Annotated in this window: 26 protein-coding genes and 1 pseudogene; 26 read left to right on the top strand and 1 reads right to left on the bottom strand. The window is 70.1% G+C overall.

Going from position 1 to position 24,842, the window contains the following annotated elements; all coding sequences use genetic code 11:
* Positions 1 to 146 precede the first annotated feature (146 nt).
* A complete protein-coding gene (locus ACIO5D_RS27670) occupies positions 147 to 320 on the top strand; it encodes a hypothetical protein (RefSeq protein ID WP_400798519.1) in 174 nt (57 codons plus the stop codon).
* Positions 321 to 449: 129 nt separating this feature from the next.
* On the opposite strand, the gene ACIO5D_RS27665 is transcribed toward ACIO5D_RS27670, so the two are convergent.
* Positions 450 to 824 carry a hypothetical protein gene (locus ACIO5D_RS27665; RefSeq protein WP_400798522.1) on the bottom strand — a complete coding sequence of 125 codons (375 nt, stop codon included), beginning with the start codon at positions 822 to 824 and terminating at the stop codon, positions 450 to 452.
* 271 nt (positions 825 to 1,095) lie between these two features.
* Here ACIO5D_RS27665 and ACIO5D_RS27660 point away from each other — a divergent pair, with 271 nt between their 5' ends.
* The 25 genes and pseudogenes from ACIO5D_RS27660 to ACIO5D_RS27540 form a co-directional block, all read left to right on the top strand.
* On the top strand, positions 1,096 to 1,710 hold the full coding sequence (locus ACIO5D_RS27660; protein ID WP_400798524.1) for a hypothetical protein: 615 nt from the start codon (positions 1,096 to 1,098) through the stop codon (positions 1,708 to 1,710).
* Complete coding sequence (locus ACIO5D_RS27655) at positions 1,703 to 3,271, top strand: terminase large subunit domain-containing protein (RefSeq protein ID WP_400798527.1); 1,569 nt, start codon at positions 1,703 to 1,705, stop codon at positions 3,269 to 3,271. Before ACIO5D_RS27660 ends, ACIO5D_RS27655 begins: the two co-directional genes overlap by 8 nt.
* A 24-nt stretch (positions 3,272 to 3,295) precedes the next feature.
* The gene (locus ACIO5D_RS27650) at positions 3,296 to 5,137 is read left to right on the top strand and encodes a hypothetical protein (RefSeq protein WP_400798529.1); all 1,842 of its coding nucleotides are present in this window, start codon (positions 3,296 to 3,298) and stop codon (positions 5,135 to 5,137) included.
* A gap of 81 nt (positions 5,138 to 5,218) precedes the next feature.
* Complete coding sequence (locus ACIO5D_RS27645) at positions 5,219 to 6,001, top strand: hypothetical protein (protein WP_400798532.1); 783 nt, start codon at positions 5,219 to 5,221, stop codon at positions 5,999 to 6,001.
* 111 nt (positions 6,002 to 6,112) lie between these two features.
* A complete protein-coding gene (locus ACIO5D_RS27640; protein ID WP_400798534.1) occupies positions 6,113 to 6,856 on the top strand; it encodes a hypothetical protein in 744 nt (247 codons plus the stop codon).
* A gap of 12 nt (positions 6,857 to 6,868) precedes the next feature.
* Complete coding sequence (locus ACIO5D_RS27635) at positions 6,869 to 7,930, top strand: major capsid protein (RefSeq protein WP_400798536.1); 1,062 nt, start codon at positions 6,869 to 6,871, stop codon at positions 7,928 to 7,930.
* A complete protein-coding gene (locus ACIO5D_RS27630) occupies positions 7,924 to 8,235 on the top strand; it encodes a hypothetical protein (protein ID WP_400798539.1) in 312 nt (103 codons plus the stop codon). The genes ACIO5D_RS27635 and ACIO5D_RS27630 overlap by 7 nt, the downstream gene beginning before the upstream one ends.
* Before the next feature lie 89 nt (positions 8,236 to 8,324).
* Positions 8,325 to 8,657: a hypothetical protein gene (locus ACIO5D_RS27625; protein ID WP_400798541.1), complete on the top strand. Its 333-nt coding sequence runs from the start codon at positions 8,325 to 8,327 to the stop codon at positions 8,655 to 8,657.
* Positions 8,654 to 9,511 carry a hypothetical protein gene (locus ACIO5D_RS27620; RefSeq protein WP_400798543.1) on the top strand — a complete coding sequence of 286 codons (858 nt, stop codon included), beginning with the start codon at positions 8,654 to 8,656 and terminating at the stop codon, positions 9,509 to 9,511. Before ACIO5D_RS27625 ends, ACIO5D_RS27620 begins: the two co-directional genes overlap by 4 nt.
* Positions 9,502 to 10,245: a spherulation-specific family 4 protein gene (locus ACIO5D_RS27615; protein WP_400798546.1), complete on the top strand. Its 744-nt coding sequence runs from the start codon at positions 9,502 to 9,504 to the stop codon at positions 10,243 to 10,245. The genes ACIO5D_RS27620 and ACIO5D_RS27615 overlap by 10 nt, the downstream gene beginning before the upstream one ends.
* Positions 10,246 to 10,340: 95 nt before the next feature.
* Positions 10,341 to 10,712 (top strand): hypothetical protein, encoded by a 372-nt coding sequence (locus ACIO5D_RS27610; RefSeq protein WP_400798548.1) that lies wholly within the window; start codon positions 10,341 to 10,343, stop codon positions 10,710 to 10,712.
* A complete protein-coding gene (locus ACIO5D_RS27605; RefSeq protein ID WP_400798551.1) occupies positions 10,712 to 11,149 on the top strand; it encodes a DUF6093 family protein in 438 nt (145 codons plus the stop codon). The genes ACIO5D_RS27610 and ACIO5D_RS27605 overlap by 1 nt, the downstream gene beginning before the upstream one ends.
* Positions 11,146 to 11,547, top strand: a complete 402-nt coding sequence (locus ACIO5D_RS27600) for an HK97 gp10 family phage protein (protein ID WP_400798553.1) — start codon at positions 11,146 to 11,148, stop codon at positions 11,545 to 11,547. Before ACIO5D_RS27605 ends, ACIO5D_RS27600 begins: the two co-directional genes overlap by 4 nt.
* The gene (locus ACIO5D_RS27595) at positions 11,544 to 11,726 is read left to right on the top strand and encodes a hypothetical protein (RefSeq protein WP_400798556.1); all 183 of its coding nucleotides are present in this window, start codon (positions 11,544 to 11,546) and stop codon (positions 11,724 to 11,726) included. Before ACIO5D_RS27600 ends, ACIO5D_RS27595 begins: the two co-directional genes overlap by 4 nt.
* Positions 11,723 to 12,169: a hypothetical protein gene (locus ACIO5D_RS27590; RefSeq protein WP_400798558.1), complete on the top strand. Its 447-nt coding sequence runs from the start codon at positions 11,723 to 11,725 to the stop codon at positions 12,167 to 12,169. Before ACIO5D_RS27595 ends, ACIO5D_RS27590 begins: the two co-directional genes overlap by 4 nt.
* A 133-nt stretch (positions 12,170 to 12,302) precedes the next feature.
* Positions 12,303 to 12,806 carry a hypothetical protein gene (locus ACIO5D_RS27585; protein ID WP_400798560.1) on the top strand — a complete coding sequence of 168 codons (504 nt, stop codon included), beginning with the start codon at positions 12,303 to 12,305 and terminating at the stop codon, positions 12,804 to 12,806.
* Positions 12,807 to 12,914: 108 nt separating this feature from the next.
* Positions 12,915 to 13,478 (top strand): hypothetical protein, encoded by a 564-nt coding sequence (locus ACIO5D_RS27580; RefSeq protein WP_400798563.1) that lies wholly within the window; start codon positions 12,915 to 12,917, stop codon positions 13,476 to 13,478.
* A gap of 116 nt (positions 13,479 to 13,594) precedes the next feature.
* Positions 13,595 to 13,858, top strand: coding sequence for a hypothetical protein (locus tag ACIO5D_RS27575; RefSeq protein WP_400798566.1), 264 nt, complete (start codon positions 13,595 to 13,597; stop codon positions 13,856 to 13,858).
* A 45-nt stretch (positions 13,859 to 13,903) separates the two neighbouring features.
* Entirely contained in the window at positions 13,904 to 18,370 is a 4,467-nt protein-coding gene (locus ACIO5D_RS27570; protein ID WP_400798569.1) for a phage tail tape measure protein, read from the top strand.
* Positions 18,367 to 19,275, top strand: coding sequence for a hypothetical protein (locus tag ACIO5D_RS27565; protein ID WP_400798572.1), 909 nt, complete (start codon positions 18,367 to 18,369; stop codon positions 19,273 to 19,275). The genes ACIO5D_RS27570 and ACIO5D_RS27565 overlap by 4 nt, the downstream gene beginning before the upstream one ends.
* A 1-nt stretch (position 19,276) precedes the next feature.
* Positions 19,277 to 20,206, top strand: a complete 930-nt coding sequence (locus tag ACIO5D_RS27560; protein WP_400798574.1) for a hypothetical protein — start codon at positions 19,277 to 19,279, stop codon at positions 20,204 to 20,206.
* Positions 20,203 to 21,303 carry a hypothetical protein gene (locus tag ACIO5D_RS27555; protein ID WP_400798577.1) on the top strand — a complete coding sequence of 367 codons (1,101 nt, stop codon included), beginning with the start codon at positions 20,203 to 20,205 and terminating at the stop codon, positions 21,301 to 21,303. Before ACIO5D_RS27560 ends, ACIO5D_RS27555 begins: the two co-directional genes overlap by 4 nt.
* Positions 21,296 to 22,786, top strand: a complete 1,491-nt coding sequence (locus tag ACIO5D_RS27550) for a hypothetical protein (RefSeq protein WP_400798580.1) — start codon at positions 21,296 to 21,298, stop codon at positions 22,784 to 22,786. Before ACIO5D_RS27555 ends, ACIO5D_RS27550 begins: the two co-directional genes overlap by 8 nt.
* 180 nt (positions 22,787 to 22,966) lie before the next feature.
* The gene (locus tag ACIO5D_RS27545; RefSeq protein WP_400798583.1) at positions 22,967 to 23,800 is read left to right on the top strand and encodes a hypothetical protein; all 834 of its coding nucleotides are present in this window, start codon (positions 22,967 to 22,969) and stop codon (positions 23,798 to 23,800) included.
* Between the two features lie 52 nt (positions 23,801 to 23,852).
* Positions 23,853 to 24,842 (top strand): annotated as a pseudogene (locus ACIO5D_RS27540) (hypothetical protein); the annotation flags it as partial.

Genomic DNA, 24,842 nt, shown 5'->3' with positions numbered 1-24,842 from the left:
AATAATCGCTATCAAAGTAGCGCGCCCCACCCGCTGTGCGGTGACAAACCCTCTGGTTGACGGTCGTACCAAGTGATTATGCTGCCGGAGAGCGCTACTTTGATAGCGGGGAGGCAACAAGCGAACCCCCGCCCTACGACAACGAGGTGGTTGATGTGCAGCCCGTCCTCCAGCCGTCCGCGGCCGCCCAGACCCAGCGCCCCGTCCCGTCCCCGACCCTGCGCTGCGCCCGCGCCGCCGGTACCTGGCCGAACATCCCCGACATCTCCGTCGTCATCCAGCAGCTGCGCACAGCAGCCAGCAGCCCTGGGCCGCGTTGACACCGCTCCCGCCCTGCCCCAGCATCGAACCACGCGCCAGGCCCCGGCCTCCGTATGAACTGTGAACTCCCCCCGTGCACAGCAACGGAAACCGCCGGGGCCAGCGCGTCACCCCAACTCCTCGGCCTGTCAGGGCCATTGAGCCTTCAGCTCGTCAGCCAGCAGCCGGGCCCCCACCGCGATCCCCGCCGCGTCCGTCTCGCACTGCGAACCCTGCCCGAACGACGCCTGGTCCTCGCACCGGCCGCGGCTGTAGGAGTCACCCGCCGATCCCACCCGGCCGATCAGCTCCGCCACCCTCCCCGCCCGGACGGCGTCCACCGGGTACCGGTCCACGAGGTTCGGGGCGTCCACCGCCGCCAGCTTGGCGACCGCCCCGAGCCACAGCGCGCACTCCCGCCCGCCCCCGTTCAGGCACCGGACGGTCTGCGGCGGCTGCAGCCGCCCCTCCAGCAGCACCACCAGCTCCCGCCCGCGCACCGCCGCCGTCGTACCAGCCGTCACCGGCGTACTCGAGACTGCCGGCGAGTCCTGAGCCGACCCCGCTGCCGGCCCGCCGCCCGTTCCGCCCGAACACCCCGCAACCCCGGCCAGCACCACACCCACCACCGCCACCGTTCGTACCCGTATCCGCATGCGGCGGATCCTCCCACCCCGGCCGACCACAGGAGCCCCGAACACCTGAACCCGTAACACACCCGTGAGCTGGCAGGACCGAGCACCACCACCTGTAGGGGATCATGGACCGTGTGCGCGGGGGTGCATGGAGCGAGGCATGGCCGGACCCCCCGGGCACGACACCACGCGCCAGGCCGTCCAGGCCCGGCGCGCCGAAGCCGTGCGCTTGAAGCTCACCCTCGGCTGGTCGCACCTCGAGATCGGCCGGCACCTCTACGCCGACCCCGCACACAACACCCGCGGCAAGGCCGTGCCTGAGGGCTACGGCGCCGACCGCTACAAGGCCGGCGAACCCCCGCTCGCCGACAGCCGCCTCGTCCAGGCCGTCGCCAAGGACATCGCCCGCGCCCTCAAGGCCTCCCAGTCGCGGTACGACGACGACCTGGACGCGCTGCGCCGCCTGCGCGTCGCCCAGTACGAGCAGCTGCTCCGCGACGCCCTCGCCGAGGCCAGCGCCGACGACGACCCGGACATCTGGGAAGACCCTGAAGACCGCCTCAAGATGGCCGATCGCCGGTCCAAGGCCCGCGACCAGGCGCTGCGCGTCCTCGCACGCCTCGACGAAGTTCAGGGCGTCAAGCGTCCGGTGCGCACCGAGGTCACCGGTGCCGACGGCGCCCCGCTGATCGACATCGAGTCGGTGGACGAGCTGCGCAAGCTCATCGCCCTCAACGCGGCCGCCGACAAGCAGCAGGGGCCGGCCGGTGGGTAAGAAGAAGCGCCGCGACCCGGACGCCGAACTCGCCGCCGTCATCGAGGAGTACAAGAAGCTCCCCCCCGCTGACCGGGAGGTTATGGCCGCCCAGGTGAAGCCACCGATGCGCGTTCACCTGGCCCGCGTTGAACGCGGCATGCTCATGGACCGCTCGCCCGGCCATATGGCCACCGTGCTGACCGACGGTGTTGAGCTCCAGGCCCCGCACCTCGACCTGATTGACGGCCTGTACCGGCGGATCGAGGCTGGCGAGCGCATCAAGGCGATGGTGGAGATGCCGCCCCGTCACGGGAAGAGTCAGCGCGCGTCCCGCTGGGGCCCGCTGTGGTTTGCCCGCCGCCAACCGCTCAAGCGCATCATGCTCGCCTCCTACGGCAGCGAGCTGGCCGACGACCACGGCCGCTGGGTCCGCGACCTGGTCAACGAGCACACCGACCTGCTCGGCGTCAAGCTCCACCCCGGTTCCCGGGCGGCGAACCGCTTCGACTTCATCGCGCCGCCACGCTCCGCGGTACGCGGCGGCATGGTCACCGCCGGCGTCGGCGGCAGTTTGACGGGCAAGGGCTTCGACCTGGGCATCGTCGACGACCCGTTCAAGGGTTCTGACGACGCCGGCAGCCCTTCACAGCGCGATCGCGTGTGGGAGTGGTACCGCTCGGTCTTCTACACCCGCCGCGCGCCCGGTGCCTCACAGATCATCATCAACACCCGCTGGCACGAAGATGATCTTTGCGGACGCATCCTCCAGCAGGACCCCGACGGCTGGGAGCGCATCAACCTCCCAGCGATCGCCGACTCCGCGGACGACATCCTCGGCCGACCGATCGGCGCCGCCCTGTGGCCGTCCCGCTACGACGAGCAGGAACTCGCCGAGACCCGCAAGGCTGTCGGCGAACGCATCTGGTGGGCCCTCTACCAGCAGAGGCCCAGACCCATGGAGGGCGGGGTCTGGCGCTGGTCGTGGATCAGCGACAACCGCATCACCCCGGAGGCGCTACGCGGTATCACCCTCACTCGGGTGGTCGTCTTCATCGACCCGTCCGGCGGCGACGCACTGCGCGACGAAGTCGGCATCGTCGCAGCCGGACGCGACGTCCAGGGCGGCCTGTACGTCCTGGCCGACCGTTCAGCCAAGCTCGGCGCGGAACAGTGGGGCCGACAGGCCTGCCTACTCGCCATCGAGCTCGGCGCTGACGCTATCGGCGTGGAGAACAACTTCGGCGGTGACATGGCTCGTCAAGTTGTGCGGCAGGCCTGGGCCGAGCTTGATCGCGAAGGCCTCACCGGAGGCCTGCTGTGCCCCCGGTTGATCGACGTTTTCGCCAAGAAAGGCAAACGGCTCCGCGCCGAACCGGTTGCCCAGCTCTACTTCCAGAGCGGCGTCCACCACGTCGGGGAGTTCGTGGAACTGGAGGGCCAGATGGTCACGTGGATGCCCGGCATGGACTCCCCGGACCGCATGGATGCCTGCGTGCACGCACTCACCGAACTCGCCGACTCCGCCAGCGGCGGATCCGCCGACTCCTACACCCGCGGCCCACTGCCCGGCCGCCGCTGACCACCAATGCCTGAGGAAGGACCCATGAAGATCTGGCAGTTCATATTGGACGCGTGGAGCTGGCTGAACTACAAACCGGTGTTCAGCTCGCAGGGAGGGGCGCCGAACCGGCGTGCCTACCCCGAGGCGCACGCCCGCTGGGTGCCCGCTGAGGACGCCCGCCGTCTCGCCGCCTACAAGACGATGGTCGCCTACGACCTCAACCAGGCCGGGGCGCTCGCCGCGATCCAGAGCGGCACCGACGACGACCGCCGCGAGTACGGCGACGTCGCCATGTTCAACGACGCGATCATGGCGCACATCCTCGGCCGTGAGCAGCACATCGTCGTCAAGGGTGCTGACCGGACCGGTGACGGCGGCGCGGACGTCGAGCACGCCCAGGCCGTGCAGGAGCGGCTGCGCAAGTGGGCGGAAGACGAGCTGTTCTCGCTACGTCTCCAGCAGGCCGAGCGCAAGACCGTCGTCCAGGGCGACGGGGTGTACTACCTGGCATGGGATCCCGAGCGGCAGCGCGTCCGCCTGGTCGCCACCGACCCGGGCTTCTATTTCTTCGAGCCCAGCGAAGAGCCGGGCAACGAGTTCCCCCGCTGCGTGCACCTCGCCTGGGAACTCCCCGCCGACCCCCAGCGCGGCCTCAAGGCCCGGGTCAGGCGCGTCACCTGGGAACTCGACTACGTCGGCCCGGCCCGGAGCTCCACCGCCGACGGCAACGGCCGGCCGGTGCGCGCCCCGGTGGAGCAGGACGACACCACGCTGCAGATCGCACCGGGCGACGTCTACGACAACGGGGTGATCAGCCGCCAGTACGCGTGGAACGACGGCCCGTCCGTGTGGACGTGCTACCTCACCGACGCCACCTGGCTGATGGAGGACCTGACCGGCGACATCGACGTCCACACCCTGCCCCGGGCCCACGCCCAGTACGCGGTCCGTGAGGACGGCGAAGTCCTCGACCGCCTCGACCTCATGATCGACTTCATTCCGGTCGTCCACGTCCCCAACACCATCCCGGACGCCGAAGAACACTGGGGCCGCCCGGCCCTGGCCCGCGTCCTACAGCTCCTGGACGACCTCGCCGGCAGCGACACCGACACCGCGCACGCCACCAGCACCACCGGCATGCCCGTCATCGCCGTGTCCGGCCTCGAGACCCGCCAGCACAACGTCCAGGTCCAGGCCGGCATGATGCTGAAGCTGGAGACCGGCGGCCGGATGGACGTCCTCAACACCGCCGCCCAACTTGCTGAACTTCGCAACGCCGGACACGACCTCCTCGACCGGCTCTCCGCGAACCTGCGGATGCCCGCCGTCGCCCTCGGCACCGCCGACCAGGCCCAGATGCCGTCCGGCTACGCCCTGTCCCTCACCATGAGCCCGCTGGACATGATGGTCGCCTCCGGCCGCCTCGCCCGAGCCCACAAGTACAGGCTTCTGCTGAAATTCGTTCAGCGCATCCACCAGGCCGGCCAGCACCCCGACTGGACCGGTCCGATTGTCCCGGCCGACCTCGAGTTCGGCCCCTACACCCCCACCGACCTGGCCGGCCTGCTCCAGGACATCGCCACCGCCTACACCGCCGGGCTGATCAGCCTCGAGACCGCAATCCACCGCCTCATCGAGGCCGGATGGACAGTCGACGACGCCGAAGAGGAGATCCGCCAGATCGAGGCCCGCCAGTTCGCCGCGGCCGGCCAGCTCGCGGACGCCACTGGTGACCCGCAGGCCGTCCGCGACTTCCTCCACCTCCAAGGCCCGCCCCCGGAACAGCCCCCGACCGTGGTTCTGCCCCAGCAGGTACCCCAGCCGCCCCAACCCGGCACCCCGCCGTCCGTGCCCAGCACCCCTGAACAGGGCAAGACCAGGTGACACGGCGACAGAGCACACCATGATCGCCCCTACACTCGGTAGTGGCGCGGGGGCGTTCACGGTGGAGGACAGAGGACACCCATGCGCCGTGCCGAGATGCGCCGCCAGCTCCTGGCGGCGGCTACCCTGTACAACACCCCGCCCGAGCCGACCCCGCCCGCCCCGTCCGGCGGCGGTGGTACCCCGGTACCGACCCCGGCCGAACTCGCCGCCCGCACCGGCCAGCAGAGCACACCCCCGCCCACCCCGGGCCAGCCCGACCCGGGGAACACCGGTGAACCGGTCCTCACCTACACGCAGCGCCACCTCAGCCACCTCCTGGCCAAGGAGAAGAAACAGGGCGCCACCGCCACGTTGCGCACGCTCGCCGAGGCCGCCGGCCTCGACGCCGAGAACATCACCGACGAGCAGCTGAAGACGTTCATCACGGACGCCAAGACCGCGCGTGACGCCGCCCTGACGGAGGAGCAGCGCCGCGCCGCCGACCTGGAAGCCCGGGAGGCCGCGCTCGCCGCGAAGGAGGCCGCTGCCGCCACAGCGGCCGCGACCGCCCAGACGGTACTTCGCGAGGCCAAGCAGCAGGCGGCCCTCGCCCGGGCCGGTGTCGACCCGGGCGACCTCGACGTCGCACAGGCCTTCCTCAGCCGTACAGTCGCCGACGATGCCGACGATGCCGCGCTGCTCACCGCCGTCGAGGCGCTGAAGGCGAGCAAGCCGAAGCTCTTCACCAGCACCGTGGTGCCGGGTATGCCGCCGGCGCCCGGCGGTGCCCCGGCCGGAGGCCCGCCGAACCGCACTTCCGGGTCGGTGGTGAAGGCCGGAGACCGCGGGCGCGCCCGCGCACAGGCCATGGGTCTCGCCTGACCCCCTTGCACCATCCGCAGTACTAGGGACCACGCCCTTCCCTCCCCGTGGACGGCACCACCAGGTGCCCACCGCCCCCAGCAGACACCTGCCCCCAGGGAGGGATCCGGCGTGTCCATCCAGCCGATCACCACCACCACGACCCACACTGCGAACCGGCGCTGGCTCGCCGGCGTCCATGGCACCGAACTCAACCAGCCCGCGACCCTCGACCTCACCCGGTTCACCGAGGGTCTGCACTGGGTGCGCGGCTCCGGCGTCTCCCAGCCGTACTGCACCATCAAGAGCGGCATCCCGCTCGGCCGCCTCAACGAGTCCGGCCTCTACGCGCCGTACAGCCCGCCGACGTCCGAGACGCAGACCGTCACCATCACCGGCGGACCGACCGGCGGAACGTACACCCTCACCTACAACGCCCAGACCACTGCGGCGATCGCCTACAACGCGACCCCGGCACAGGTGCAGGCCGCGCTGGAGGCGCTGAACAACATCGCCGTCGGCGACGTGAAGGTCACCGGCGCCGCGGGCGGCCCGTACACCGTCGCGTTCGTCGGCCACTTCCTCGGCGTCAACGTCCCGCAGATGACCGCCAACGCGGGCGGCCTGACCGGCGGCACCACCCCGGCCGTGAACGTCACCACCCCCACCGGCGGCGGAACCGCGACCGCTTCGGACGGCACCGAGGTCCTGGCCGGGTTCCTGGAAGCCGACGTCCCGTTCAACCCCGGGGCGTCCAAGGCCGTCGTGGCGCTGCGCGTTCACGGCCAGGTCGACGTGTCGAAGCTGCCCGTCCCCGGGTTCATCCCGCCCGCGCCCGGTTCCACCACGGCGCTCATCCACTACATCGGCATCTGAGGAGGCTGACCCATGGCTATCGAGATGCTCGCGAACCTCCTCAAGGGGATCGACGCAACCGAGATCCACGCATTCGTGCGGGCAATCAAGTCACCGGCGGACTACGAGCTCACCAACACGGTGATGCCCGTCCGCACGCTCAACAGCGTGAAGTGGCGCACGAAGCAGACGAAGCGCCGCATCGCCGCGGCCAAGTACCGCACGTGGGACTCGACGACCCCGATCGGGTCGCGCGAGCTCACCAAGACCGTGACCGAGGGCATGTTGCCCCCGCTCGGCCAGAAGTTCATCATCGGTGAGCTGGAGCAGATCCTCCTCGACACCTCCCGGGGCATGGACGACGGAGACATCATCGAGCGGCTGTACGACGACATCGCCGCGCACGTCACCTCGATCCGCTCCCGCCTGGAGCTGGCCGTCGGCGATCTGCTCACCGACGGCAAGTTCACGCTCGCGGGCGAGAACGGCATGTACACCGAGTACGACGCCCAGGTCCCGGCCGCGAACATGCCCACCGCCGCCGTGCCGTGGACCGATCCGACCGCGGACATGATCGGCGACGAGAGGAAGTGGATCGAGTACCTGCGTTCGATCGGCGCGCCGCTGCCGGCCCGGGTACTGACCTCGTACAAGGCCCGCGCCCTCATGCAGGACAACCAGTCGTACCGGGCCGCGTACTACGGTGCCGCGCCTGGGGCGACCCTGCCCACAGCGGTCCTTGCCCAGACTGAGGTCGACGTCGTGCGGGCCCGTTACGGTCTGCCGCCGATCACCATCTACGACGTGCCGATCCCGCTGGACAACGGCACCGACGTGCGCGCGCTCCCCGAGAACCTGTACATCCTGCTGCCCCCGAACCCCACCCAGTGGGCCGAGACGCAGTACGGCGTGACCGCCGAGGCCCTGGTGCTGTCCAACGGATCCAACCCGTCGATCATCCGGGAGGAGGCCCCAGGCATCATCGTCACCCACGGCTACAGCGACGACCCGCCGCAGGTTTGGACCAAGGGCTCCGCCGCCGCGATGCCGGTGATGTACGTCCCGGACATCCACATCACCGCGAAGGTGTGGTGACCGTGGAGTTGGAGGCCAGCGTGTTCGTCACTGACCCCGACACCCACCAGACGGTCGTGCTGAAGGCTGGCTGCCGGCCGGAGCCGCGCCTGGCCCGGCTGGTCTCCAACCCGGCGGCGTGGGTCGGGGGGCAGCTGCCTGACTTCAGCCCCGATCCGGTGACTGTGCCGCAGACGGGTCCGGGTGAGGGGGGAGAACAGTGCCCGGCTCCGGAACCCGGCCCCGAGCCGGAACCCGGTCCCGAGCCGGAACCCGATCCGGAGACCAAGCCCGCCGCCCGGCGCGGCCGCAAGACCGCCGAGTAGCACTGATCCCCTCGGGGGCCCGGCCGGGCCGTCCTCCCCACCCCGGGCCCCCGAGAACCCTCACCCCAATCACGACGGGAGGTGACTCCGTGGACGCCGCCACCCGGGCCTGGCTCCTCGCCGAACTCGGCACCACCACCGACCAGGCCGACCTGGACGCACGCTACACCCGGCTGCGCTCCGCCCGCGCCGTCGCCCTCGAAGTACTGCGCGAACGACGCCAGACCCTCCTCGCGCAACCGCTCAAACTCGCACTCACCGGCGTCCTGTCGATCGACAACTCCGCCAACGTTGCTGCCATCGAGCGCCAGATCGCCGACCTCGCCGACCCGGCCGCCCCACCCGCACCGGACGACCCCCAGCCCGAATCACCAGACGCCGGCCCCGGCATCGTCCAACTCCACGCCAGGCCACGCCGATGACCGCCACCACCTGGCGCGACCAGGAACTCCACCGGCTCATCGACACCACCACCTGGCAACTCGCTGCCGCCTGGGACGCCCTGACCCGGGCGCAGCACGCCGTACTCGCCGCCGTTCGGGCCGCCGCCGGTACCCGGCGCCGTACGGCCGCCATCCGTGCCGCCCTGCGCGCGTTCACCGCGGCCGTTGCGGCGTTTGACACGGCCGTCGTCGGTATCGTCGAGCGCTGGGCGAGCACCGAACTGCCGATCGCCTACCGGCACGGTGCCGAGGCCGCGCTGCACACCGCTCCGTGGCCCGTTCACCTGCCCCGCCCCGGCTTCCACTGGACACCCGAGCACCAGCAGGCCATACACACGCTCACGGCCGCCGCCTACGAACGGCTGCTGCACCGCGTCAACGACACTGTCCGCCGCGCCCGCGCCTTCCACCGTGCCGTCGCCGAGACGGCCCGGCGCCGCGAAAGCACCAGCACCGAGGTCCTGGCCCGCGAACACCGCCTCGGTGTCGTGGTGTACGCGGACTCCACCCGCTACCCGGCGGCCGCCTGGGCCCGCAGCGCGCTTGCCGCGCAGGCCGTCACCGCCGCGAACACCGCCGCCGTCCGGGCCGCGGTCGGCGACCTCGAGGCCGAGTGGGTGCAGGTCGTCGACGGCCCCGGCTGCGGCTGGACCAGCCATCCGGACAGCGACCAAGCGGGCGGCACGCTGCGCACCGCCGCTGCGGCGGCCGCGTACCCGATCGCCCACCCCGGGTGCATCCGCTCCTTCATCCCCCGGCCCGACCTGACGGGCCGTACCGACATTGAGGACGGCCAGCAGGCCGACGAGGAGGACACAGCCGCATGGCGCTGACCACCATGGGGCTCGGCGTGCCCCTCTACCAGCACCCCGGCATCGATGCCGCGGCCTGGGACACCCTGGCCGTCAGCGGCCTGCCGCTGCGCTGGGTCGTTCTCAACCAGGCCAACGGGCCCGGGGCGACCGAGGACCCGGTGCTGTACGACGCCGGTCGCTCCGTCAGGTCCACGGGGACACCGGTGCTCGGTTACATCAACCACGGCTACGGCTCCGTGGTCGACTTCACCGTCTTTCAGCAGGCCGACCAGTGGGTGGCCCGGGGCATCACCGACGGCATCTTCCTCGACCAGGTGGCCACCGCGGCCGCGAACGTCCAAGCCGTGGCCACCACCATCCAGGGCCTGCGCAAGCGCGGCGCCAAAACCGTCGTACTCAACTGCGGCACCCTGCCCGACGAACGCTACTTCGCCATCGCCGACCAGGTCGTCACGTTCGAAGGCACCCTGCCCGACTACCGGCAGGCCATGGCCACTCTGCCCGCCTGGGTTCGAAAGTGGCGCCCCGAGAAGACCGTGCACCTGCTACACGGCATCACCACCTGGGCTGATGCCCGCGAAGCCGTCCTCCTCGCCCGGGCGAACGGCTGCCACACCATCCACATGCACACCACCCCCTACACCGGGCCGGCCTCCAACCCCTGGGACGGCATACCCACCACCTACTGGCAGGACCTAACCGACCTGATGGCCCGGTTCCCCGCCCGCCCTGCTCCCGGATGGCCGCGGTGACCGGCCTCGAGAACCTGCCCGCCACCGTGACCGCCTCCAGCCGGCTCCTCAACGGAGGCCCACCGGCCCGCCGCCCCTCCAACCCGGGAGACTCCGTGACCAGCCTTGACAACCCCGGCCAGCACCACGTCGTCATCACCGCCGAAGGCTTTGCGGGCAGCGTCCATCTGGATGGTAAAAACATCAGCAAGACGGTGCGCGGATACAGCCTTCAGCACATCGCCGGGCAGCCGGCGCAGGTCGTGCTGCACCTGAAGGAAAGCACCACAGCCGCGTTCGACGGCCTGGCCCGCGTCGCCATCGCCACCGAGAGCCCGGGCCCGGACATTGTGGGGTTCCTGACCGGGATCGACCCGGACGAACTCGCAGCCGCGGTCTTCAAGCGCACCGACCTGGACGGCGGCCGCAACGAACTGACCCGCGCGGCGCTGCGCCAGCTCCTCGACTGGGCGAAGGGCGCGAGCTGATGCCACTGCTCGACGTCTCCGGCCTCAGCGCTCTCGTCGAAGAGCTCGTCATGGGCGACACCGTCCGCGTGACCCGCCGTGGCGTGGGCCGGGTCCTGAACGAGGACACCGGCGAACTTGAGGACGCACCCGCCACGCTGGTCTACGAGGGGCCAGGCGCGGTCATCGGTACCGGTGCGCAGCCGATCGGCCGCGTCGTACCCTCCGATCTCCAGGACCACATCGACGACGCCAAGAACGCCTACAGGCTCCTCACCCCGGCACACACCCCCGTGCCGCGCCGCGACGACACCCTTGCCGTCATCGCTGTCCATTCGAAGGGTGACCCGTCGCTGCTCACCCGCAGCTGGCGAATCGCCGAAAGCGGACAAGGGCAGACGTTGATCGCCGTACGTCTGTCCTGGTGCGACGAGATTCAGCCCAAGGGCGCACCGTGAACACCTTCACCGATCCTGCTGCCCTGGCCGCTGCGTTCGACCAGGCCGCCGAACGTGTCGGGCCGGCCGTCACCAGGCTTGTCCGCCACCAGGCCACCCTGCTGCGCCAGCAGATCCGGGCGCACGCATCCGGCCGGCCCGGACCCAACGCCATCACCGGCCGCTACCGCGAGTCGTGGACCGTTGAAGTCGCCCCCGGCACCGGGGGTTTCGCCGAGGCGACGATCGGGACGGCAGAGCCGTACGGGCGGCGCCTGGAGTTCGGGTTCGTCGGGGTCGACTCGCTCGGCCGGCACTACAACCAGCCCCCGTTCCCGCACGTTGCCCCCGCGATGTCCGCGTTCGGCCAGCAGGTCGACGAACAGCTGCGTACCCTCGCCGGGCAGGTGATCACGTGAGCGTCGGCCATGTCTCCCCGATCGGCGACCTGATCGACCACAACACGGCAACCGGCGAGGCGGACTGCGTGTGCGGACCGGACACAGTGCCCGTCGAGGCCGACGGCGGCGGTGTCAACTGGCTGATCGTGCACCACTCCCTCGACGGCCGTGAGCAGCAGGAAGGCGGTGCCCGGTGATCGCCCGCCGCCCGGTCACCAAGGCCCTCGTCGTGCTGCTTGCTGATGCCACCGGCAAGCCGTGCGGAAACGGGAGCCTGCCGCGCACCAGCACCGGACCGGTACCACCTCCGTACACGGTGCTGCACCTGGTCGGTTGGGACGTGCAGGGTGCGCCGATGAGCGACCTGTCTGAGGACGCCAGCGCCCTTTACCAGGCCGTGTGCGTCGGCGAGACCACGGATCAGGTCGAGTGGCTGGCCGACCGGGTGCTTGCGGCCGTGCTGGAACGCGACCCGGTGACCGGCCGGTGGCGGTACCCGCTCGTTCTCCCGGCGGGTGTGGTGTGCCGGGGCCGGTTGCTGGACGTTGACACGGGGACAGACCCGGTCCCCGGCGACGGTATCGTTAACGACATGATCAGGTTCCGGCTCGATCTCACGAGCAGGACCACGCAGCTCTGACGCTGTGCAGGACCCGCACCGCGGCGGCCCGAAGCGCGGACGCTACCCCCTTTGCGGGTGGCCACCCCTCACCGTCCACACGGGGCCGGGCCGCACACACCGGGCTGACCCCACCAGGTATCTGGGGTCCACCATGCCGACTACCATCCCCGCCCCGACGCCGGTTGAGAAGTACACCAGGCGCGGCACCTCCATCTTCCTGTTCCTGTCGACCATCGCCGCCGCCTCCATGATCCCCACCCGGACGGAGCTGGCAGCCGGCACGAACATCTCCGCCGCCATTGCCGAGGTCGACGGCTGGACGTTCGAGAGCCAGGCGATCGAGACCAAGGACATGTCGGACACGTTCGACTCGTCCATCCCCGGCTCGGACAAGGCCGCCGACTCCTCGTTCACTTTCTGGGAGGACAGCCTCACCTCCACGCTGGAGGAGCTCTTGAAGAAGGGGACCAGTGGTTACGTTGTGATCCTCAGAAAGGGTGACGTACCTACGAACAAGTCCATGGACATCTTCCCGGTGCGGGTTGGCTCGCAGTCGTCGAGTTTCACGGTCGACAACGAGGCCGCCAAGTTCAAGGTCTCCTTCTTCGTCACCCGGCGCCCGGTGCAGTCCGCTGCGGTCCCCGCCGCGTCCTGACGGCCCTTTCGCTCCCGGCTGAGCGCTCTCGCACGTACGAGGGGACGCGCGAAAGCGCCCGGCCGGGCCCCTCTTCCCCTCACCCCGAAGCCACGAAGGACAGCCACCATGCCCAAGACCACCACCGCCGTTCCCGAGCCGCCGGCCGACGCTGTCGCGGCCGACGCGCACTGGACCGCCACGCTGGAGCGGCTGCGCAACCGCAAGCTCGCCACCACTCCCCTGCGGCTGTGGGACGACATCGGGCTGAAGCAGGCGTTCAACGGGATCCAGGAACGGGCCGCGAAGGCCGCGCTGATGGCCGCCGCGAACCCCGACAGTGAGTCCCACCGGATCGTCGCCGACACGGCGGCCGCCGAACTGGCCAACGCCACCGTCGGCGCCGACAAGGTCAGCACGGTGCTGACCTTCCGGGCGCTCCCCGGCGAGACCTTCACCGATCTTGTGAAGGCCCACCCCCCGACCCCGGAGCAGGCCGACCAGGCCCCCAACTCCGAGTGGAACGCAGAAACGTTCCCCCCGGCGCTGATCGCCGCCGCCAACGTCGACGGCATCACCGAGGACCAGGCCATCGAGTTCCTGGCCACCTGGGGACACGCCGACCGCCTGGCCCTGTTCGACGCCGCGCTCACCCCGCAGACCGAGAGGCGCGCTGACCTGGGAAAAGGCTGAGGACTGACCCCCGGTTCCGTACGGAACTGGAGCTGTGCGACCGGTGGGGCATCCCGCACTCGCAGTTCCTCGGCGGCGAACCGGGCCGTTGGACCCCGGGGGACCGGGAGAAGGCCGTGGCCTACGCCGACTTCGCGCGCCTGACCTGCCCGCAGTGCGGCACCCGGGACGAGGAGTGGCAGCCCGAGGCCGGTGGCGACCGTCACGCCTACGAGGTGTCCACGACCCGCTGCTCCGGCTGCCAGGCGATCGAGCGCAAGCGCGAGGAACTGCCGGAAGGTCTGTCCCCGGCCGGGTTGAAGCTCGGTCTCGTCCCGGCTGAGGAGTACGCCCGCTTTATCGAGCAGCGCGAGCAACAGCAGGCCGCACGGCACCGCTGACGACGTACCCGGGCCGGGTGCCCGGGGAGGATTGGGAGGTGCCTGGTGGGCGCGGAGTGGAATCTGCTCCTGCGGCTGCGCGGTGACGGCCGTGAACTGGCCATCACCCTGCGGCAGGCAGGACAGTCCGCCCGCGAACTCGGCCGTGAGACCGAGACCTCGCAGCGCGGTGTGCGCTCGCTGGGAGACGAATCCCAGCGGACGTCCCGCCGCGTCCGCGACCTGGGCACCGATGCCCAGTACTCCGGCCGTCAGCAACGCCTCACCGGTGACTACGCCCGCCAGGCCGGCCGCGACCTGCGAACCCTCGGGACTGATGCTCAGCGAGCCGGAACCCAGCAGCGTGAAGCCGGCCAGGCCGCCGATGCGGCCGCCACCCACCTGCGGGAGACTGCGTCTGCCGGTGATCTCGCGGCCCGCTCCCAGCGCGGCGTGGCCACCAGCTCCCAGGCCGCCCAGACCGAACTGCGCGCCCTCGTCGGGGCGTTGCGCGCCACCACCCGCGAGGTTCGTGATCTTGGGGCTGCCTCCGATACCTCGGTGGGCGGGATCCGGCGCATCGGCGACGCCGGGGAGGAGCACCTGGGCCGCGTCGGCACGATGGCCCAGACAGTTAAACAGCATCTCGTGTCGATGGGCGCCATGCTGGCCGGCGGCTCCTTGATCCTTGGGCTCCACAGCATGGTCGAGGCTGGTAACGAGTACCAGTCCGGGCTGAACACCTTCGGTGCGGTCACCGGCGCCACCAACCTGCAGATGCAGCGGGCCTCTGCCACCGCTCTCCAGCTGGGCAACGACCTCAAGCTGCCGCGCAGCACTGCTGCCGATGCCGCCGAGGCCATGGTTGAACTGGCCAAGGCTGGTTTCCGGACTGACCAGGCTATGGACGCCACGAGAGCGTCCCTCGTACTGTCAGCGGCCGCCGGGGTCAACGCCGCTGACAGCGCTAAATATTTGGGCGACATGATGGACCAGTTCGGCATGGGCGCTGACCAGGCGTCCAAGGCTGCTGACGTCCTCGCTGCAACCGCCAACCAGGCGAGCGGCGATATTATCGACATTTACTATGCGATGAAGTACGCCGGGCCGGTTGCTCACGGCCTCGGCGTTTCCATGGAGGAAGCCGCCGCTGGCGTCGGCATGCTCGGCAAAGCCGGCATCCTCGGCCAGACCGCAGGCACCACGTTGCGCGGCATGCTCGCCAACATGGCCAGCCCCACCAAGGCCATGTCCCAGGGGCTGAAGGAGCTGGGGATCCAGGCGTACGACGCCCAGGGCAACTTCAAGGGCCTGCGGTACGTCATCGAGCAGCTCGAGCAAGCTGAACACCGCATGTCCCAGCAGGACTTCACCGCGGCGGTGAAGAACGCGATGGGGAAGCCGGCCATGAGCGGGGCGATCGCCATGGCCCACCAGGGCGTTGCCTCCTTCGACGCCCTCAACATGGCCGTTCGCGAGGTTGGTGCCGCATCCCAGATCGCCGAGTCCCAGGGCAAGGGGCTCACCGGTGCCATGACCCAGCTCAAAACGCAGGTCAAGCAGACTGGCATCGAGTTGTACAACGAGATGTCGCCCGGCCTTGAGAAGGCCGCCCGCGGCCTGACCCGCCTCCTGTCCGACGGGACGCCAGCGCTTAAGGGCGTCATCGCCTACGGCCACGACCTCGCCACCCTCTACGGCCCCACGATGGCCGAAAAGTTCCGCTCGGGCGTCGGTGTGGCCAGCAGCTACGTTCGGTCGCTTGCCGAACCGCTCAAGGACACCGCGTGGGAGATCGCTGCCACCGGCCTGCGCGGGATCTACATCGCTGGTCGGACCTTGGCCGACGTTCTACGGAACCTTGCGCACGGTGCCGAACCCGTTGTGAAGGCCTTCGCGGGCTTCAACCGGGAGGGTGAACGAAGCGTTGGCGTGCTGGACATTGTCGCCACCGGTATGGACCTCGCTGGGCGCGCCATCGTGTTCGTATCCGGCGCCCTGGTGCCGATCGGCCGGATCCTCGGGAACGTCATCACCCTGTTTTCTGAGCTTCCTGGACCAGTACAGCTGGCCATCGCTGCAATGCTGCTGGCCCGCCGTGTCGGCCCGGTGATGGAAGGCGTCGCCAGCACCGTCAGCGGCCGCGTCACGGGGGCCTGGCGCGGTCTCAACGACCAGATGACGTATCAGCGGACGCTGGCCGAGGCCTCCGGCGTGAGTATGGGCCGCCTGGGTGCCGCGTTCGCCGCGCTGGAGAACCGCGTCCCGATCATCGGCGCCATGGCCAGCTCCTTCCGGAACGCCCAGGCCAACATCGGCGGGTTCACCGGTGGTGTGGCAGGCGCGGCAGCGGCCGTCGGTACCGGCCTCAAGGGTGCCATGACCGGCCTCATGGGCTTCATGGGCGGCCCATGGGGCATCGTAATGCTTGGCGTCACTCTCGGCCTTGGCCTGCTGGCCCAGCGCCAGCAGGCCGCCGCCCAGGCTGCCCAGGAACACCAGCAACGCATCAAGACGCTGACCTCCGCGCTCAAGGAGAGCGGAGGTGTCATCAACGACAACGTTCGCGCCCAGGCCGCTCAGGTCCTCGTGGATACCAAGGTCAAGGACAGCAAGGACAAGCTGGTCCAGACGCTGGAGAAGGCCAACGTCCCGATGCGGGAGCTGACCGATGCCTACCTGGGGCAGGGCACTTCTCTCGAAACCCTCCAGCAGCGCCTGAAGCAAACCGCCGACGCCAACCGGACGTGGGTGACCACCTCGGCCGGCGGGTCGTACGTTTACACCGATATCGGCCTCAACGCGAAGCGCGCGGCCGACGCCCTCGGCGGGGTGAAGGGCGAGCTCCAGGAGAGCATCGACAACGTCAAGCGGATGGCGGACGCACAGCGCGGCGCCGGCGACGGTACGACTGCTTTCGACAGGTTGAAGACGGCGGTAAAGGGGCTGTCGGACACCACTGGGGACGCCGACTCCCGCACCCGCAGTCTGAAGGAAGCGTTGGACCTGCTGAACGGCGGGACCGTCAGCATGCAGGCTGCCGAGGCGCGGCTGAACTCGGCGATCCTCTCCGGAAACGATGCGATCAAGGACGGCATCAACAGCGCCGACGGCTGGGGCAACGCCCTCGTCCAGGCCTCCGGGGCGATCAACACCACCACCCGCAACGGTCAGGCGCTCTACAACAACCTGAACGGCATCGTCGACGCCTCGGGGGCGGCCGCCGTCCAGGCCTACAACCTGTCGAAGGCCCACGGCGAAAGCATGGCAACGTCGATCCAGGCGGCCGCCGACCAGATGGCCAAGGGCCGTTCCGCCGCGGTCAACCTGGCGCAGTCGTACGGGCTGACGAAGGACCAGGCCGACCAGGTCGCCAACAGCATGGGCCTGATCCCCGGCCAGGTCGCAGTGCTGCTCAAGACGGAGGGCGTCGACTCGACGCTGGCCGACTTGCTTGCCGTACAGACGCAGGTCAAGGCGCAGCCCAAGGCAGTTGAGATCAAGGTCGAGGCGCTGTCCGCCGACGCGCAGACCATGCTGCGCTCCCTCGGGCTGACGGTGGAGACGATCCCCGGCACCCGCGAGGTCAAGATCACGGCGCTCACCGATACGGCGCGCGCCGGCCTGGACCAGCTGATCAAGACGCAGGCCCAGATCGCGGACAAGACCATCACCATGACTGCCGAGACCCGTTCCGCGATCCAGGGCCTGACCGAAGTCCAGCGGGAGATCCGTAACACCCAGGACAAGTCGGTCACCATCACCGCGCTGACCGCCGAGGCACAGAGGGCCCTCGCCGACATCGGGTTCAAGGTGCAGACCCTGCCCGGTGGCGAGGTCAAGGTCACCGTGCCGACCGGCACGGCGCAGAGCGGCATCGACAGGATCCAGGGCGCGCTCAACACCCTGCGGGACAAGACCGTCACGGTCACCGTCCAGGAGGTGTCCGCCCCTGGCACCCGTGGGCGCATGTCGTACGAGAACCGGGCGATCGAGGCCGATGGCGGGATCCGCTCGGCATTTGCCGACGGCGGGATCAGGGCCCGCGCGTTCGCCAACGGCGGCGAGCAGCACGTCGCGCAGATCGCCCGCGCCGGCGAATGGCGGGTGTGGGCGGAGGACGAGACCGGCGGCGAGGCTTACATCCCGCTCAGCCTGGCCAAGCGCGGCCGCTCGGAGCAGATCCTCGACGAAGTTGCCCGGCGGTTCGGCGGGCAGGTCGTCTACGGCCTAGGAAACGGCCGGGCCCGCCAGTTCGCCGACGGCGGCTTCAGCACCGGCCTGGCGGCCCGCTCGTACGCCACTGCCCGACCCGGCCTGCCGCAGATCCCCGCCCCGCTGGCGGCCAAGCTCGTGACCGCCCGTCCGAGTGCCACCACCGTCGTCGTGGTCCAGGACAAGGCGAACGGGCAGCCGCTGATCGGCCAGCAGACCGTCAACATCACCCGGCCCGGCGCCACCGAGCAGCAGATCACCTCCGGTATCGCCTACCAGGTACGCCGGGCCCAGCGTGAAGGGATCCGGCGCCGTTGACCACGCCCCTGATCGACCACCAGCATGACCTTGGCGGCGTCCTGATCGGCGCCGGTACGAACGTGCCGATCCGCACCATCATCGTCCTCGGGCTGCCCGACAAGCGGATCAACGATGTTGAGCCGTCCGGGGAGGACGGCCTGTGGCCGGGCGCCGAGCAGTACGGCGGCCGCCTGGTCCGGATTGACTGTGCGGTGAAGTGTCCCGGCGACCCGGCGGCCGCACTCGATATCCTTGCCGCGCTCCAGGAGCAGGCCGACCCCGACAGCGTCCGGCTCGTCGGCGGCGAGACCGCCCAACTGCGCCTGAAGTATCCGGGCCGGCCGGTCCGGGTACTGCGCGGGCGGCTGCGCAAGCTGGAGGAGGACCAGGAGCAGCTGGTCCACGGCTGGGTGCCGCTCGACATCGAGTTCATGGCCACCGACCCACTGTTCTATGCCGACCAGCCGGAGCAGACACAGATCCGGCTTGGCTCGATCAGCCAGGGTGGATTCGCCGCCCCGGTTGTGGCACCGGTCGTCACCGCTGCGGTGGCTTCCGGTCAGCCGCCGGGCACGCTGCTGAACCCCGGGACCTCGTCGACCTGGCCCGTCCTGCGGATCAACGGGCCCTGCGTCAACCCGGTCATCACGCACGTGGAGAGCGCGCGCAGCATCGGCCTGACCATTTCCCTGCTCGCCGGGCAGTGGGTGGAGATCGACACCCGGCCGGGCTGGCGCACCGTGCTGAACGACGGCGACGGCAACGTTGCGACGCTGCTGCGCTGGGGGGACCGGATCGACGAGTTCGTGATCCCGCCTGGCCGTTCCCAGCTGCAGTTCGCAGCGACCGACCCGACCAATACTGCGCTGCTGACTGCCACCTGGTGGCCGGCCTGGCGCACTCTCAAGAAGGAGGCAGCCTGATATGGCCCTGGTGAAGACACCGCTGATGATCAACGGGGCCACGCACCCCGCCCAGTCGTTCAGGTTGATGATCCGCGACCTCGCGCGCGGCAACGAGGGCGTCACCGCCGGCGGTGACCTCAAGGTCAGCTCGCTGACGGTGCCCGGTACGAAGGTGCGGATCGCGGACGGTTCCGGCATCGCCAAGGGCCGCACCAGTACCTGGCAGGGCCACTACACGTTTTACAACATCGGCTCGTTCGACGTTGACATCGCGCCGACCGGCTCTACCGCCCGCTCCGACATGGTCTGCGTGCGCGTCCTGGATCCCGAGTTCGAGGGCGGGCTCAACCCGGCCACCGATGCCACCGTGGAGTTCGCCGTGGCGTCGAACGTCGTCTCAAGCGCGACTCGGCCGCCCGCAGGCTGGACCGCGCTGCCCCTGGCTCGCATCGACATGCCCCCCGGCACGTCCGTGATCACCTCGGACATGGTCAAGGACCTGCGGTTCCTGGCCAACCCGCGCCGCGAGCGCCGAATGTACCCGCTCGTCGGTCAGCCCTACGACCCGATCGCCTACACCAACGACACCTGGAAGGACTGGCCGAGCTCCGGGCGCTGGCAGCTCGACATCCCCTCCTGGGCGGTGACCGCGATTCTGTCCACCACCATGTCCGGGCTGCGCCTGGTCGGCGGGAACTTCTTCGCCGACCTGCGTCACATGCTCAACACCACGGCCGGTGCGAACAGCCAGATCGACGATGACGGCGGCACCGGCTGGCGTCGCGCGAACCACATGATCGGCGACGTGATGGCGATTCCGGCCGACATCCGGGGTACCACCCAGACCCTCAAGATTCAGACCCAGGTTCACCCGGACCCTGGAACCATTGACACCAACGGTGCCACCCGTCTGTTCTTGGACATCGAGTGGGTCGAGGGCCTGCTGTGACCGCCCTTGGACGGCTGTGGCGGTACGTTCTGGCCGATGCCCTCACCGACGTAGTGCTGCACCCGGCGCTGCCTCTGCAGGACGTGGAGTTCGGCCCCCAGCTCGACGGTCCCGGATCGCTCAAAGCCACGTTGAAGCCCAGGTTCGTCAAGGCCAACCCCCAGTTGCTGTCGAAAGGGTCGACCGTCGTCTACCCGGTACGGGACAACCAGATCCGTGACGGCTACCTGTTGTGGCTGGTCGAGCCCGAGGGCGAGGTCTACACGGTGGAGGGAGCCGGCTGGCCCAGCTACCTGCGCCGCCGTCACGATCTGCACGGGGATCTGGGCAGCCGCGGTCCCTACATCCAGGCCGACCCGTGCAAGATCATCAGCGACGTGTGGGCATACGCCCAGGAGCAGCCGGACGGCAACCTGCGGGTCCAGCTCGATACCGCGGTGAGCCCGCTGCGGGTGGGCACCACCGAGCAGCCCATCACCTACCCGTGGTGGACGAACCCGGTGCTCGGCGAGATCGTCGACACCCTCACCGCCGCTGCCGACCACCCCGAGTACACCCACACCGCCGAAGCCGGGCCCGATGGCCGTCCGGTCCGCCGGGTACGTATGGGCTACCCCCGGCTCGGTACCCGGCGGAACGACATCTCGTTCGCCACCGGCGTCAACATCATCCAGTCGCCGGCCGTCACCTACGACTACGACCACTACGCCAACACCGTCATCGCCACCGGCGCCGGCGAGGGCCGCGATGCGGTACGCGCCGTCAACTCCGTCCGCGACGGCCGCCTGCGCCTGGAGAGCCTCCTCTCCCGGCCCGACATCACCGACAACACCCTGCTCGCCTCCCTCGCCTCCGCCGCCCGGATCGGCCGTCAGCAGCTCGGCACCGTCCACCAGATCACCGTGCGTCACCACCCGGCCGCCCCGGCCGGGTCCTGGCAGATCGGCGACGACGTCCGCACCACCGTGCACAACCGCTGGACCGACCTGGACACGTGGATGCGCATCACCGGCTGGACAACCCACCCCGACACCGACACCTACACCATCGACCTGGAACCGTCCGCGTCATTCACCTACGGGAGCACCAGTGGCTGAGAACATCGGCTGGCGCATGGCTGCGCTGGAACTACGACTCCAACGGCTGGAGTCCTCACCCCGCCTCCAGCACTCCAGCATCGAGAACGGCGCCGTGAACGTCTACGACGGCAGTGGGTCACTTCGCGCTGTCATCGGCCAGCAGGGCGACGGCACCACCGCAGTGAACGTCACCAACGGGCCCGTACCGCCCACACCCGCCAAGCCGGCCGTCACCCCGGCGCTGGCCGCGCTCACGGTCTCCTGGGACGGGACATGGCAGGGCGCGGTGGCCGCGCCGCTGGACTTCTCCCGGGTCGAAGTGCACGTCGGCACCAACGCGACGTTCGTCCCCAGTGCGGCTACTCTGGTCGGTACCATCGAGACCCCGCAGGGCGGCCCCGTGACCGTTCCCCTCGGGTACGCGCAGTGGTGGGTGCGCCTGCGCGCCCGGACGACCGCAGGCGTCGCCGGCCCGGTCACCACCGCCGTTTCCGGAACGCCGCGTAGAGCTGACGGTCCGGATCTTGAGGCCAACGCCATTAACGGGTTCACCCTCACCGGTGTCACCGTGACTGGTTCAACCGTCCAGACGGGGACCTCCGGTCGCCGGGTCACCCTCACCCCGAACGACCCGCTCACCGGCGATCCCAACCCGGCTGTGACGCTCTACTCCGGTGCGGCGGCAGAGAAGGCACCCGCACAGTTCACGGCGGCTGTGGCGCCAGTCGACGACTCGCCAGCCACCCCGGTCACCACGTTGTCGAGCCCGCGGATCGCCGACACCGGTGGCACGCACGTCTCCACCCTGTTGCTCGGCGGTGGCAAGCCGGGGTCGGCGTACTCCGGCGTCGCCCGTTTCATGCTGCGCGCCAGCGGGGCCACCGGCCTCAACGGCGAGGCGAGCATCGCAGGCAGTGCCGGTGACGGGGACACCGAGGGGATGGTGAGGCTGTTCGTCCGGGCCAAGGCCAACCCGGCCAAGCACGGCATGGTGTACATCGACCCCGCACTGTTCCAGGTCGACCTGGCCGACGGTTCCAGCCTCAGCTACGCCACCGGCAGCGGCCTCTACATCAACAGCCCCGTGAAGATCAGCGGCGGGGACCTCACCGTCGGCCCCAGCGCGAACATCGTCCTCGGCGCATTCTCCAAGATCACAAACGGTGAGACCTGGACCGACATCACGTTCAAGCCCACATTTGGCAACCTCGGGGACGGCACACCCGGAAGCTGGCGAAAAGTTCAGGTGAAGAAGCAGACCGACGGCACGGTGGCCCTGCGTGGAGTGGCCAGCGTGCCCGGCGGATTCACCAGCGGCGTGATCGGTACCCTGCCCAGCGGTTACGCCCCCGTCGTCGACGAGATCTTCCGGCCGGCGGCCGGCGGCGCAGCCGGGGTCATCGTGTTCATCCACCGGGACGGCCGGATCGAGGTCGTCTCCAGCAGCCCCATCAGTGACGGCTTCGTCTCCCTCTCCCGCTGCGTCTGGGACCTGGGCTGACGCAGAGACAGCGGGAGTGAGCACGACAGCGCACGACCGCTGCGGCTCTATCATTGATCATGTGCGGACGACCCTCCGTCCGCCGCCGCTCACGCGGTCCGCACCGCCCCCGAGGGACGTCCCAGCTCCGGCCGGGGCCACCACAGCCATCTGACCGGGCACGGGGGAGAGCGGACCAGCATGACCACCAGCCACGGCATCTCCGTGCGCCTCTACAACCAGCACCCGGCCCTTGGCCGGCACCAGGTCCTCGACGCCCGCTCCCTGCGCTGGCAGCATCACGAACCGGCACCAGCCGCCCTGCGCGCGGTGCACTGGGAACCCAAGGTGCCGGTCCTCGACCAGCAGAACCTGCTCCAGCAGGGCATCCGTACCAGCCTCCTGGTGGACGGCACCGACGACGTCGACGCGCTCGGCAGCTGCACCGCCAACGCCGCCGCCACCGCTCTGTCCGTGGTTCTCAGCGCCGGGCAGTGCGCCTCCTCCGGCCTTGACCTGGCGGACGCGGTCGCGGCGCAGGAGTGGACCATCCGGCTGTACTCGGAAGCGACCCGCCAGGACGAGTGGCTGTCCCAGCAGTGGCCGCACGACGACTGCGGTTCCTCCGGCCTCGGCGTCGCCCGCGCCACCTACCGGCGCGGCCTCATCAACTCCTACGTCCACGCCACCACCGCCACGGCCCTGGTGAGCCTGCTCCAGCACGGCCCGGTGCTGCTCGGCCTGCCCTGGTACAACGCCTGGTTCACCCCGCCGACCAACGGCAACATCGGCGAGCTGACCAGCTGGGAGGCCTCTGGTGTGGCTGGCGGCCACGAGGTGTGCGCCATTGGCGTTGAGCAGCTCGGCTTCGACCCGCACGGCCGGGTCGACCCGGAGCACACCGTCCTGCGCGTCCGCAACTCCTGGGGCGGGAGCTGGGGCCTCGACGGCGAGTTCCTGCTGCCGCTGAACATCTACGCCGCGCTGCGCCGCGAGATCGACGCGATCCAGCTCCGCCCGGCCGGCGCGCCCTGACCGCTCGCCGCCCCCGCCTTTCCTACCCCTCACCCCACCGAAGGGGGAACCCGTGACCGAGTTCCACGCCGCCGTCGTCCACCCCGACGGATCCACCACCTACTGCGGCATCGTCGACCAGGCCCACGTCGACCAGGTCCGCGCGATCGCCGCGCTCGACAGCTCCCCGCGGTTCCTGCGCGAGCACCCGCGCCAGCCCGGCGCGCTGTACGTGCTGCGCGAGGACGGCGACCTTGACCACTACGTGCCGACCGACGCCGACCCGTACGAGGTCCGCGCCCCCGACCCTGGCCCGGCCGCCGTCGGCCGACGGCCGCGCAAGCTGTCCGGCCCGGCTTACATCGACGGTGTCGAGCGCCTCGGCGGGCAGGTGATCGGCGGGGCGATGGATCACCCCGAGTCCGGGCCCCGGGTCACCTGGCACACCACCGAATGCCCTTCCGGCGCCCGGTACTTCGACTCTATGGGCTCCTACCTGAGGTCGGCCGGGGTTGAGCCCCAGGTGCTGTACGACCCGACCAGCGACCGGCTCGGCCAGTTCGGGCCGCTCACCCAGTCCGGCCGGGCGCTGGCCAACGACGGCACGCGGCGCACCAACCGCGAGGGCTCGGTGAACATCCAGGTGGAGGTCGTCGCCCGGGCCGGCTCCCCGTGGACCGACGGCTTCGACCCGGCCGCGAAGCCGAACTTCCAGCTGCTCCTCGCGGCCGCCCGGGCGCACGGCGTGCCGGACACCTGGCCGGCCGGGCCGCCTGCCAGTTCGCCGTCCGCACCGATGTCCCGGCGCCGTGACATCTGGCAGTCGAAGGGCGGCCACTACGGGCACTGCCACGTCCCGGGCAACGACCACTGGGATCCGGGCAACCTCGACACGGGCAAGGTGCCCGGCGGCAGCACGCCCTCCCGGCCGCAGCCGGTTCCGGATCCGAACGCCTTCCCCGGTGCCGACCAGTTCGGCCCCGGCGCGAACAACGCGTGTGTCGCCCGCCTCGGCGAGCTGCTGGTGGCCCGGGGCGGTGGCCGCTTCTACAACGAGGGCCCC

Origin of the sequence: Kitasatospora sp. NPDC087315 (assembly GCF_044744345.1) — a bacterium.
Taxonomy (GTDB): domain Bacteria; phylum Actinomycetota; class Actinomycetes; order Streptomycetales; family Streptomycetaceae; genus Kitasatospora.
The sequence above is the reverse complement of the archived record's forward strand: the minus strand, read 5'-3'. Positions and strand labels throughout refer to the sequence as shown.

Coding starts and splice junctions, on each gene's coding strand:
- ACIO5D_RS27660 (WP_400798524.1), top strand. CDS start 1,096: ATGGCCGGACCCCCCGGGCACGACACCACGCGCCAGGCCGTCCAGGCC.
- ACIO5D_RS27650 (WP_400798529.1), top strand. CDS start 3,296: ATGAAGATCTGGCAGTTCATATTGGACGCGTGGAGCTGGCTGAACTAC.
- ACIO5D_RS27645 (WP_400798532.1), top strand. CDS start 5,219: ATGCGCCGTGCCGAGATGCGCCGCCAGCTCCTGGCGGCGGCTACCCTG.
- ACIO5D_RS27635 (WP_400798536.1), top strand. CDS start 6,869: ATGGCTATCGAGATGCTCGCGAACCTCCTCAAGGGGATCGACGCAACC.
- ACIO5D_RS27620 (WP_400798543.1), top strand. CDS start 8,654: ATGACCGCCACCACCTGGCGCGACCAGGAACTCCACCGGCTCATCGAC.
- ACIO5D_RS27615 (WP_400798546.1), top strand. CDS start 9,502: ATGGCGCTGACCACCATGGGGCTCGGCGTGCCCCTCTACCAGCACCCC.
- ACIO5D_RS27605 (WP_400798551.1), top strand. CDS start 10,712: ATGCCACTGCTCGACGTCTCCGGCCTCAGCGCTCTCGTCGAAGAGCTC.
- ACIO5D_RS27585 (WP_400798560.1), top strand. CDS start 12,303: ATGCCGACTACCATCCCCGCCCCGACGCCGGTTGAGAAGTACACCAGG.
- ACIO5D_RS27580 (WP_400798563.1), top strand. CDS start 12,915: ATGCCCAAGACCACCACCGCCGTTCCCGAGCCGCCGGCCGACGCTGTC.
- ACIO5D_RS27560 (WP_400798574.1), top strand. CDS start 19,277: ATGGCCCTGGTGAAGACACCGCTGATGATCAACGGGGCCACGCACCCC.
- ACIO5D_RS27545 (WP_400798583.1), top strand. CDS start 22,967: ATGACCACCAGCCACGGCATCTCCGTGCGCCTCTACAACCAGCACCCG.